Source organism: Nitrospira sp. ND1 (assembly GCF_900170025.1).
Taxonomy (GTDB): domain Bacteria; phylum Nitrospirota; class Nitrospiria; order Nitrospirales; family Nitrospiraceae; genus Nitrospira_A.
The window spans coordinates 3351441-3362774 of sequence record NZ_FWEX01000006.1 but is presented as its reverse complement, the minus strand read 5'-3'; the positions used below and the strand labels follow the sequence as shown (position 1 = coordinate 3362774).

Here is an 11334-nt window from a genome sequence, read left to right as displayed (position 1 = left end):
TTCAAATGGGATGACACACCATGCCTGAACCGACCGCAGCTACCTATCGCTTCTACTCCTGGCTTCGTCAGGGGCTCCTCGCTGGTCTCTCCGGTCCCGGCGCTCCCAGCCCGGCCACGGCGGGACGACTTGCCCTACCCATCCGTCTCCGGGTGAACGACCGGGCGCCAATCGAGGTCAATGTGCAACTCTATGGTCCCGGCGACATCACCGGCCTCGACGCGCGCGAGATCATTCGCACGGAGCCCCACGCCCACATGACCGACTTCGAGCCGAACTATTTTCCGGCCATCGAATTCGATCGCCCCGACTTCCCTTGGCTCTTCACCCCGGCGGCGGCGGACGGCGCGAGACGACTCCGTCCATGGATCTGCCTGATCGTTATCCCGAAGGAACGGGCCACGCTCAAAACCAACCCACAGCGGCCCTTGCCGGCGATCACCTGCGCCACTGAAGACTTACCTGACCTCGATCAGTCCTGGGCCTGGGCCCATGCCCAGATCGTGGCAGAACAACGCTCGACGCCCGATCCTTCACCGCGTGCAACACTGCAGCAAATACTCAACGACCATCCCGAACGCACACTCTCGCGGCTGCTGGCGCCGCGGCGCCTCGATCCCAATACCGCCTACCACGCCTGCCTCGTGCCCACCTACGACGTGGGGAGGAAAGCGGGACTGGGCGAGCCGATCACGCCGGAGGACGAACAGGCCTTGAAACCGGCTTGGGCCAAGACCGCCACGGCTGGACCGGTCACGCTGCCGGTTTTTTTCCAGTGGGAGTTCCGGACCGGCCTTGCGGGAGATTTCGAATCGCTTGCACGCCGCTTGAAGGCCCAGCCCCTGCCCTCTACGGTTGGCTTGCGGCCCGTGGACATCCGAACTCCCGGCTGGGGCATGCCGACCTTGCCGCCTGGCGCACCGGGCAGCCTGTTGGATCTAGGTGGCGCCCTCCTCACTCCCGAGACCCAACCGCGTGACTGGCCCGATCAGCCGCGCAAGACCTTCCAACTGGCCCTCGGCGCCATCCTCAACGCGCCGGCAGCCATGGTCGGCACGAGCGGAGCTCCAGCGCTTCTCGGCCCGCCCCTCTATGGGCAATGGTACGTAGATCGAGACAGCCTGCCGCCCGCCGATCAACCGCCGCACTGGTTCCGCGATCTGAATCTGGATCCGCGCCACCGCATCGCCGCCGGCATCGGTACGATGGTGATCCAACAGGAGCAGGAGCCGTTGATGGCCTCGGCCTGGGATCAACTGGAACAAGAGCGACGGGATCGACAGCGGCTCAAGCGCGCGCAGTTGGCGGAAGCCGTCGGCGACAGCCTCTCCAAGAAACATTTCGCGGCGCTCGACCCGGCAAGACTGCTGCAACTCACGGGGCCCGCGCTGCTGGCGTTGACGGGCATCGCCACGTCCCCCACGACGCCGCCGACTGCCGCCAACAAACTGTTGTCCGGCCATCCGGCCGTGACCGGCGCCTTTCGCCGTCTGACCCGCGCCCATGGTCCGATCGCCTCCCACGCCGCTACACTCGACGCGCTTCGACTCCCTGCCACGTCGCCCGCCTCGACGGCCGGCCAGGCGTTTCGCCCGCTCATGCAGTTTTCCGTCGCCACCAAGCAGCGACAGGCGCCGGCGCTGCGCGAATGGTCGGAGCTCAAGGTGGAGATGCTGCGGCGCCTGGCCCCGAAGGAGGCGGTGTTGGCCGCGGTGAAGAAAACAATGCCCACCGTCGAGAATACGGAGCTGACGACCTTCGCGCCGAGTTTCCCACAGCCGATGTATGAACCTCTGCGCGACTACGCACCGGACATGTTGTTACCCGGGATGGACCTGGTGCCCTCAAACACGATTGCCCTCCTGAAGACCAATCCCGCATTGATCGAGGCGTACATGGTCGGGCTGAACCACGAGATGAGCCGTGAACTGCTCTGGCGCGGGTTTCCGACCGATCAACGCGGCACCTACTTCCGGCAATTCTGGGATGCCGGTGGCGATGAACTGCCCACTACCGACGCGCAGCGCGAGGCTCGCTTCGACATCACGCGGATCACCTCCTGGGCAGCGGACAGTCTGCTCGGTTCTCACAGTGCGCGAGGCTCGGCGGTGGGCCAGATGGTGCTGCTCATTCGCGGCGACCTCCTGCGACGTTACCCGCGCGCCATGGTCTATGCGTTGGAAAGCGTCTGGTCGCCGGACGGCACCAGGCGCGAGCTCGGCACGACGGAGCGCTATCCCATTTTCCGCGCGACGCAGGCACCCGACATCACCATGCTCGGGTTCCCTCTGACCGAAGCGGACGTTCGCGGAGCCGACAACAAGGCCGGAGGACACCCGGGTTGGTTCTTTGTGCTGCAGGAACAACCGACGGAACCGCGATTCGGCATGGACGTCGCCACGACCTATGGCGGCACGCCTGCCCATTGGCCGGACCTGACCTGGGGTAACCTGGCACCGGACGAAGCCGCGCTGAAACAGATCGTGTATGTACCGATCGACGGCCTGCTGAAAAACACTGTCGTCGATCAGATTCCCTGGGGAAAGAATTCAGCGCATATGGCCACCATCACTAGACAACCGCCGTTCCGCGTGGCGGTCCATGCCAGAACCTGGCTGCCGGGCCGGCAGTAGCGGCGGAAAGAGACGACACCATGCCCTATTTGGAACAAGACACCGCGCGACTCCAGACGGCCCTGCAGGCCTTGGCCGCGCAACAGACTGCCTTGACGACCCAACTCACCACCCAGCAGCAGGCGGTGACGGCGGCCCAGGCCCAGCGCAGCAACGCACAGGCCGGCGTGACCCAGGCCCAGGCGCGCATTCCGCCGCTGCAAGCAGCCGCCGCCGCCGCGGACGCGCAGGTTGCGGAGGCGCAACAGGATCTGCTCGATGCCTCAGAACCGCCGCAAGGCATCCCCCCGGCCACCTGGAGGGCGCGCCTGGCCGCGCTGAGAAAAAAACTTGCGCTCGCCCAAACTGCCGCGACAGCCGCCCATGCGAAGGTGACGGAAGCACAGCAGGGCGTGGCGCAAGCGCAGGCGCACGTACGGGCTTCAGATGTTCAGGTTTCGGCGGCGACCGCAGCGGTGCAAGCCACCCAGGCCGCGATCGCCGCCCTTCAACCCCGCCGCCAGGAACTGCAAACGAAGTTCGCGGAGATCGAGCGCATGAACGCAGAGCTCACGCGCGACCCGTTGGCAAGGGAAACCCTGCAACAGGTGGCAGCAGATCTCTCGGCCCGCACGGCGACGTTGGAAGATACTCTTCTCACAACGCGGTTCGAGTTGGAGGATGCCGAGACGCTCCTCGCAAGCGCGATCACCAGACGTAACGAATTGACGACGCTGCTTGCCGACCTCGCCAGGCAGATCCCTGAGGCGGAAGCCCAACAGGCAGCGGCCCAGCAGGCGCTGGCGGCTGCCGAAGCCGAAATCAGCACGCATTTACAGGATGGGCCGTAAGTTTCGGTTAACCCGGATTATTCATGAGTGCCTGTGCGAGGCGTTTCAGGCCGAAGTCCGCCCTGGCTGCTCGCACGTGAGGCCGACGGAGGCGTACCGGCAGTCCGTCGAGGAGGCTGAACGAGAACAGCCCCGCCGGGCGAGAGGATCGGACGACGGAACGGGCAGTCATGAATAGTCCGGGTTAAGGAAAGGATCAAGCGCGTGAGACCGATTTCTGAAGGACCAGATATTCCCGAACGGGTGCCCCCGGCGCTCCTCCGGGCATGGGCAACGAAACTTCGGCAGTTGCAGGCGGCGCACGACCGGGCCGTTGCGAGGGCCCAGGCCGCGCAACGGCGGGCCGCCCTGCTCATCAGGCAACGGGCGCTCTATCAGGCCGAGTTGGCCCGGGTGAACGCCCAGATCACGGCCACGCAGGAAGCGGTGGCCCGGAAGAAAGCCGACGTGACGACGCTGTCGGCACAGGTCGACGAACATCGAACCGCCCGCGATGCCGCGACGGCCCGATTGCTTGGCACGGATCGCCTCAGCGGCACAGTCGCGACGACGCATCCTCTGCTGCTGTTCCCAGTCCGTGTGGAAACCAGGTTTGCCGCGAGGCGGACGGGACCGGGCACCGACCTTCTGCTCCGCGTCTATCCCGACGACATTCATCTCGACAGCCACGAGCCGGCCCTCACGGAGGAAGAAGAACGTCGCGGCAAGGAGTTTTGGGCCCATGTCGCCGCGGCCCCCGCAGGCCCAGACCGGCAGGAGCACATCAGGCAAGGCTGGCAACGACTCACGGAACAATTCGGCACGACCCGCGCTGCGTGGATCGCCCATGCGCTCGATCCCGCCCAGGCCGGACCGGTCGCTCGCCGCAACGACAGTTGGACCCGCGCACCCCACACGCAGGTCCTGCCGGATCGCTGGGTCGCCGTCGGCTATCGCAGCGATGCAGCGCGTGTCACCGCCTGGGGCAAGCCCATTCCCGAGACCGTGGCGGTCGGGCCGGACCCAGGCAGCACAGACCAGCTCGGCGGCAATGGATTACCGCCCGTCGATGAAGGCATGAAGTGGATCACCGACTTCGATACGGCTGAATCCATCGGCATGGGGCTACGTATTCCCATCACAGAGGAAGACGCCAAGGCGGGATTCGATCGGATCGTGGTGCTGGGCCTCAAGGCCTCATGGAACGCCCCGACCACGGCCGACCGGTTGGCCCGATTGTTCGATGCCCACCATTACACCGGCAGCCTCGCCCTCGTGGAGCAACACGTGCCGACGAACAATACCGCGGAAGCCTCCGCCGGGTATCGCTCGACCGGGCGTCATGCCGCCGACAGCATGGGCGTCGAACTGGGTTCCTCGCTCATCCGCCCCGGCTCCGATGGCGAGTTGCTGGCGCAGGCCTTGGGCGTGCCGGCTTCCGTCTTCGCACATATCCGCGGTGCCGACGGATCGGAACAGCGCCGGTCGTCCCTCATGCAGGCGGCCCTGCTCGCGCTCTGCGACAGTCCACTCATGCGGCAACTGCTCGGCGCAGCCGGACCCGATGTGCTGCGCGACCATTTCACGAAGTACGTCCGTGCCCGCGGGCCACTGCCGGTCTTGCGTGTCGACAGCCAACCCTACGGCCTGCTGCCGGTGGCGGCACTCGACCGCTGGATCTCGGCGACCGATCAGGACCAGGACAAGGCTCTGGCCAACTGGTGGCGTGCACAACGATTGATGCGTCGACGCCAGGTACCTCAGGCCATCCAGACCACGGTGGAATCCAATCCTGTCGTGCTGCTGGCGCAGGAAGCGAACGCCTTTGGCTACATCACGCGCGAATTTCCCGAGATCTCCACTCAACAGCCACCCGTCCCGCAACGGCTGCTCTCCGAGGCCTTCCGGACGCTGCTGCTGACTCGCGCACTTGCGACACCGCACGAGCCGACCTGGGACGAGGTGACGACCCTGCCTCAACCGGTTCAGCAGCAACTGCTCGCGGAAGTGATGGATCTGCTCACCTATCGCCTCGATGCCTGGGGTAGCTCCCTCGCCACCAGGCGGCTGGACGCGATGCGAAAGGCTGCGCCCAGCGGCCTCAGACTCGGCGCCTACGGCTGGGTGGAACAGGTCCGGCGTGCGGCCCCGCTGCTACCGGTCCCGGCACTTCCGGCCGGTGTCCCGGCACCGCTCTTGCGATCAGAAGCGAACAAGGGCTTCGTCCACGCTCCTTCGCTGGCGCATGCCGCGGCCGCGGCCGTGCTGCGAAGCGGCTACCTGTCGAATGAGTCGACTCGCGCACCCGGCGCGTCGCCTTTTGCTGTCGACCTGTCGTCCGAACGGGTGCATCGCGCCAAGTGGCTGCTCGACGGCGTGCGCCAAGGACAGTCCCTGACCGCCCTGCTCGGGTATCGATTTGAACGCCGCCTCCACGAACGCGGGTTGGACCGCTACATCCAACGCTTCCGTGCCCTCACGAGCTTCACCGGCACCGACCGCTTCGCCGACATTCGCGCGACCCTCACGCGGGCTGAGCGGCTGGCACAGGAGGTCACCTTGCTGACGGCGCAACGTGACCAGGCCTTGCGCCGGGCTGAAGATGCCCGTGGATTGAAGGCCGAACGAGAGCGCCGCGCGGAGACCTATCGCGCAGAACTGGGGACGATCACTACGCTCGCACAACAGGCACAGGCCGCGCAGGCACAGGTAGCGCAGGCAGCCCAGGTGCTGGCGCAACAACAGGCGGCGAAACCTCAGGGCAAGGTGATTCAACCCACCGTACGGCGATATGCCGTCCAGCTGTTGGAAGCGCGGGATTTGGATGAGTGGGACAACCGCGTGGAACAGTTGACCCAGGCCCATGCCACCGCCCTGGCCCAAGCCGCGGCCGCACAGCAGGCCGTCGGCGCACGGGATGGCGCACGCCTGCTCGCGGAACGGGCCCAGGCCAGGCTGCTCAACGCCGCAGACCCGGATTCCATTCCCGCCGCGCACAAGATGGCGGTCGAGCAAGACACACTCGTTGCAGAACTCGACCGCCAGGTCCTCGCGAAGGAAGGCGGGCAACGCGGTAAGGCCATGAGCGATCTCCTCGCCGCCAGGGCGGCACTCACCACACGCCTCGCCGCGCAATGGAATGAGGCGCTGAAATCGTTGCCCGCTGCCGCCGTGGTCGATGGACTGGCCCTGCATCGACGATGGACCGCAAGCCAACAACGCCAGGCGCCACTGACCCCATGGGATGTCACCACCATTCCCTTCGGCAATACGACCTTGGGGTTTCCGCCGCCCGGCAGCCCGGACTTCACGGCACTGGTGGAGGCGCTCAAGGCCCTCGACGATCTGGTCGACTCCGTGGGCGACAGTGTGGTGGCCGAAAGTGTGTATCAGCTCGTGCAAGGCAATCCCCTGCGCTCGGGCGCCACATTGGATGCCATCGCTGCAGGTGAAGTACCGCCGCCGGAACTGGACGTGATCCGTACGCCGAGAAGCGGGATCGGACTGACCCATCGCCTCTGCACGCTGTTCCCGGCAACCGACGGGACGGCACCGGCCGGCTGGCCGACGACCGCCCCATCGGCACGCGCTCAGGCCGAACCGATCCTCAACACCTGGGTGGCAACGTTGCTCCCGAACCCGGCCCAGGTCCGTTGCAAGGCGGACTACGTCAATCAGCAGGATGGACAGGTCTATCAAACGGTCGAGAGCCCCTTGACCTCGCTCGGACTGGCACCGCTGGATGCCGTGTATCTCGCCGAAGGCAGCACGCTGGCACAACAGGCCGATTTGGAGCAACGTTGGCGGTTCGTGTTGCAGCAGACTCGTCCCGCGACCGTCCCGCCGGATGCGATCATCCGATTGGAGTTCGGCCGCGACAGTGGCTGGAGCGCGGAGATCGTCAGCGTGAGCGAATGGTGCGAGGTCGCGACCACGGTGCGGCGCCTGCTCAGCAATGCTCGTTCGCTTGACGGCCGCGACCTGTCGTTGCCCGAATCGCCCGCCGACTCCGGGCTGAACCATGACGAATTTGCCGGTCGCGCGACCCGCGCGCTGCAAGCCTTGACCGATGCTCACGGTAGACTCAACGGCCTCCTGCCTCCGCCCTCTTCGGATGAGCTCACCACCAACCTCGACGAGGTTCGGCGCGCCCTGTTCGGTGTGGCAAACTTCGGCATACCGAGCGCCGTCCCGATGGACATCGGCGGCACGGGACCGGACGCTCGCTCGTTGCTCCTGACACAGGCACGGTCGGTCGTCCTCGAAGCACAACGACGGCTGAACCGCGTGGCCGAATCCGACCAGGACTTTGTGCGCGCAACCGCCACGCCGGAAGAACGGCGCGACCACGACCTGGTTCGATTGCGCATCCTCTTCGGTCAGGACTTCCTGGCACTCCCCCGCGTGACCGCAGCCAACGCTGCGCAATTGAACGAAACGTTCGCCGCCGGACTTTCGCTCCAAGGCCAAGACCCGATGGCCGCCGTGACCTGGTTCCAGCGCGCCGCCTACGTTCGGCCTGGTGCAACACGCTTGAACGAAGCGATGTTGTATGGCGAAACCGTGGGCAGCGCCGCAGTCCGGTTCCACGTCGGACAACTCCCCTTTCAGGCGCAGGATCGCTGGGTGGCCCTGCCGCCGGCACCGGACCAGCCGTTCCAGCGCGGGCGCCTCTCGCTGGTGGCGCAGATGGCGTCGGCACAACCGATCCGCTTCGATCAACCCTTTTGCGGGCTCCTGATCGACGAGTGGGTGGAGACGGTGCCGAGCCCCAAGGAAACGACGGGCGTCGCCTTTCATTACGATCAACCGAACAACGCGCCGCCGCAGGCGCTGCTGCTCGCCGTGCCTGCAGACCGGCGGACGACCTGGGACCTCAACAGCCTGGAAGCCGTCCTGCACGAAACGATGGACTTGGCCAGGCTCCGGGCCGTCGCGCCAGACAGCGGCGATGAATTGATCTGGCTGGAGGATCAGCTACCGGAAGGCGCCACGCCCCTCGGCGACGGCGAGGGCTGGAACTGGATTCGCATGAAACCGGAACCGCTCTCCGGTCGACGTGCCCATCAATCGGTGTTCGCCGCCGGCATCCACCAACATTTTTTCCAAGGCGCCAAGGCCGCCATGTTCGTCAGCGTGGGAGACCGCCTGTTCGCGCACGTCTATCTCGATCCCGCACGTATGCCGCGCCAAGTCATGTTGCAGTGGCACGCAGGCAATTGGGATCACCGCGCCTATTGGGGCGAGAATCTCATTGCATGGGGCACCGACAATACCGTGAGCCGTCAGTACATGGGGCCCCTGCCGCCGCCGGGCCGATGGGTGCGGCTCGAAGTGCCCGCCGCCACCGTGGGACTCGAAGGACAGATCGTGGCCGGCATGGCCTTCACCCTGTTCGACGGCATGGCCACGTGGGATCGTTCCGGCAAACGCGCGTTACAGCCGGTCGGTTCCGGTGAGCAGGATCCATCGGCACCGGCGCTGTTCTTCACCGGCGGCACCCTCGACTTCACCAGCGTCATCGATCCAGCGATAGGAGCATAGGCATGCCCTCCCGAATCAGACTCGACCTCAGCACTCACAACCCCGACTTGCAGGACGGGTTGCAGGCGCGCATCCACGACCCGCTCTGGATGTTGGGCCGTCAATGGCAATTCGGCGAGTTCAACGGAGCCGATGCCGGCTCGCCGGCCGCCGCGCAGGTGATCGTGGACACCGCCGCCGTCACCCGCTATCAACCGGGACCACGCTCCGGCCCGCATCCGGCCAGGCCCTATGCAGCCGCCGGGCTGGCGCTGGAAACGCTGGTGGAAGCGGAACCGGTGACGGACGACTCACGCCCTAACTGGCGCCTCGCGGCCGAAGCCGGACAGCATCTGCTCCGCCTGCTGGAAACGGCCAGGCTCGGCCCCACCCGCGCCCAGTGGTTGGCTAGTACGTACGTCCTGGCCGCCCCCACCGCAGAACAGGCCAAACAGATTGACGCTGCGAGTCTGTGCTTCATCCGCGTGCTGAGCGGCCGCACCATTGACGGCTTGCGGTTCGCTGCGCGCATGAGAGCGCTGCAGGCCAGTAACCGATTGAATGAAGTCTTTCTGGAGGCGCCGCTCGATCAGGTGACCGAGGTGGATCGCCCGAAGATTCTCGCCACCCTGACCGCCTGGCTGTCGTGGCTCGACGGTCTCTTTCAACAGGGCACGGCTCCTTCCGCCTGGAATCCTGAACGGATGGAGTACGCCCTCAGTGTCTCCGCCAAGACGACGTCGAGCGAAGTGGTGCTCACCGCACCGGAATATCTGGATGGACGGTTGGACTGGTTTTCGTTCACGACGAGTTCAGGAAGCGGCCTGGGGGCCACCGACAGCCGTACCTCTCTTACGGAGTCCTTTCTCCCCGCTCCGGTCTCGTTTCGCGGCATGCCCTCCGCCCGCCTGTGGGAATTCGAAGACGGTGCCGTGAACTTTGCGAGCGTCCAGGCCGCGCCGCAGGACCTGGCCCGTCTGCTGCTCGTGAAGTTCGCGCTGGAATACAGCAACGATTGGTTCCTCCTGCCGCTCGAACTTCCCGTCGGGACAGTCTCACAGATCCGCGCGCTCGTCGTGACCAACACGTTCGGCGAACGGTTCCTCATTTCCCACACGACCGACGTGGATGGGCCCACCACGCCCTGGCGCATGTTCAGCCTCACGAACGACACCCAGAAGCTGTTCTTCCTGCCGCCCGTATTAGGACCGATGTTGGAAAGCCGGCCGGTGGAAGACCTGTCGTTGTTGAGAGATGAAATGGCCAACGTGGCCTGGGCCGTCGAGCGAGTCGTCGAAAGCGCCGCCGGTCGTCCGTTAGACCGTCATGAAGCCTATCAAGAGACGTTGGAGGAACAGCCGCCCGCCCCCGCCGCTGACAGCGCACCGCTGACGTACCGGCTCGGCACCACGGTGCCGGACTATTGGATTCCGTTGCTCCCAGTGAAAGACGGCGCCACCCTGCGGCTCAAACGTGGCGTCCTGCCGGCATTCGGCGAGGGCGGCATCCAGGGGCTGCAACTTCCGAAGGGACGATTACTTGAACCGAACCGCGAGCTGCTGCTGCATGAGGAAGAAGTGCCGCGCGAAGGCGCACGCGTCACCAGAACTTACCAATATGCACGCTGGATCGACGGCTCAACCCAGCTCTGGATCGGCCGCCGCAAGAGCCCGGGCAGAGGCGAAGGATCGAGTGGATTGCAGTTCGACTCCGTCCAATCCTCTGGCGGCTGATCTGTAGACAAGAAGACGCTTCGAGGACACGTGAGACACCACGGTCGTATCGGCCATAGGCGCTCCTCTCGGTGAACCACTTCAGAATCGCCGGTTCATCAAAGTTAAAGCCCAAGATCTGAGAGGGAAGGGTGATCATCAGGACGCCTGCCCGAAGCCCAGTGGTACTTCCGCTCAGATGCGGTGATGGGAAGATCGTTAATACTGGCGATGCGCCGACGCATGAGGCCATTCTCATCAAATTCCCAGTTCTCGTTGCCATACGATCGAAACCAACTCCCTGAGTCATCGTGCCACTCATACGCGAAGCGGACTGCGATGCGCGCCCCATGAAATGCCCACAGTTCCTTAATGAGGCGGTAATCCCGCTCGTTCTCCCACTTGCGGCGTAGAAAGTTCACGATCGCGTCCCGTCCCGTTAGGAACTCTGAACGATTTCGCCACTGACTATCCGCACTGTAGGCCAACGACACCGCTTCGGGGTTGCGCGTATTCCACGCATCTTCTGCCATGCGTACTTTCTGGGCCGCGGACATGGCATCGAATGGAGGAAATGGACGCCTGGGCTGTTCGAGAGCATTCATGATTATGGCCTCCTTACGTCGTTCTCATATATGCAGGCGGGAGCGAATGGCC

The 11334-nt window shown here is 65.1% G+C and carries 5 protein-coding genes; 4 read left to right on the top strand and 1 reads right to left on the bottom strand.

The annotated features are described in order from the left end of the window. The first annotated feature begins 20 nt into the window (after positions 1-20). The 4 genes from NSND_RS20360 (at position 21) to NSND_RS20345 (ending at position 10698) form a co-directional block, all read left to right on the top strand. Positions 21-2633 carry a hypothetical protein gene (locus tag NSND_RS20360; protein ID WP_080880734.1) on the top strand — a complete coding sequence of 871 codons (2613 nt, stop codon included), beginning with the start codon at positions 21-23 and terminating at the stop codon, positions 2631-2633. 20 nt (positions 2634-2653) lie between these two features. After that, on the top strand, positions 2654-3463 hold the full coding sequence (locus tag NSND_RS20355) for a hypothetical protein (RefSeq protein ID WP_080880733.1): 810 nt from the start codon (positions 2654-2656) through the stop codon (positions 3461-3463). A 204-nt stretch (positions 3464-3667) separates the two neighbouring features. Next, the gene (locus NSND_RS20350) at positions 3668-8986 is read left to right on the top strand and encodes a hypothetical protein (protein WP_080880732.1); all 5319 of its coding nucleotides are present in this window, start codon (positions 3668-3670) and stop codon (positions 8984-8986) included. A 2-nt stretch (positions 8987-8988) separates the two neighbouring features. Beyond that, positions 8989-10698: a hypothetical protein gene (locus NSND_RS20345; protein WP_080880731.1), complete on the top strand. Its 1710-nt coding sequence runs from the start codon at positions 8989-8991 to the stop codon at positions 10696-10698. A 104-nt stretch (positions 10699-10802) separates the two neighbouring features. On the opposite strand, the gene NSND_RS20340 is transcribed toward NSND_RS20345, so the two are convergent. Then, positions 10803-11282: a nuclear transport factor 2 family protein gene (locus NSND_RS20340; RefSeq protein WP_080880730.1), complete on the bottom strand. Its 480-nt coding sequence runs from the start codon at positions 11280-11282 to the stop codon at positions 10803-10805. Positions 11283-11334 lie beyond the last annotated feature (52 nt).

Coding starts and splice junctions, on each gene's coding strand:
- NSND_RS20360 (WP_080880734.1), top strand. CDS start 21: ATGCCTGAACCGACCGCAGCTACCTATCGCTTCTACTCCTGGCTTCGT.
- NSND_RS20355 (WP_080880733.1), top strand. CDS start 2,654: ATGCCCTATTTGGAACAAGACACCGCGCGACTCCAGACGGCCCTGCAG.
- NSND_RS20345 (WP_080880731.1), top strand. CDS start 8,989: ATGCCCTCCCGAATCAGACTCGACCTCAGCACTCACAACCCCGACTTG.
- NSND_RS20340 (WP_080880730.1), bottom strand. CDS start 11,282: ATGAATGCTCTCGAACAGCCCAGGCGTCCATTTCCTCCATTCGATGCC.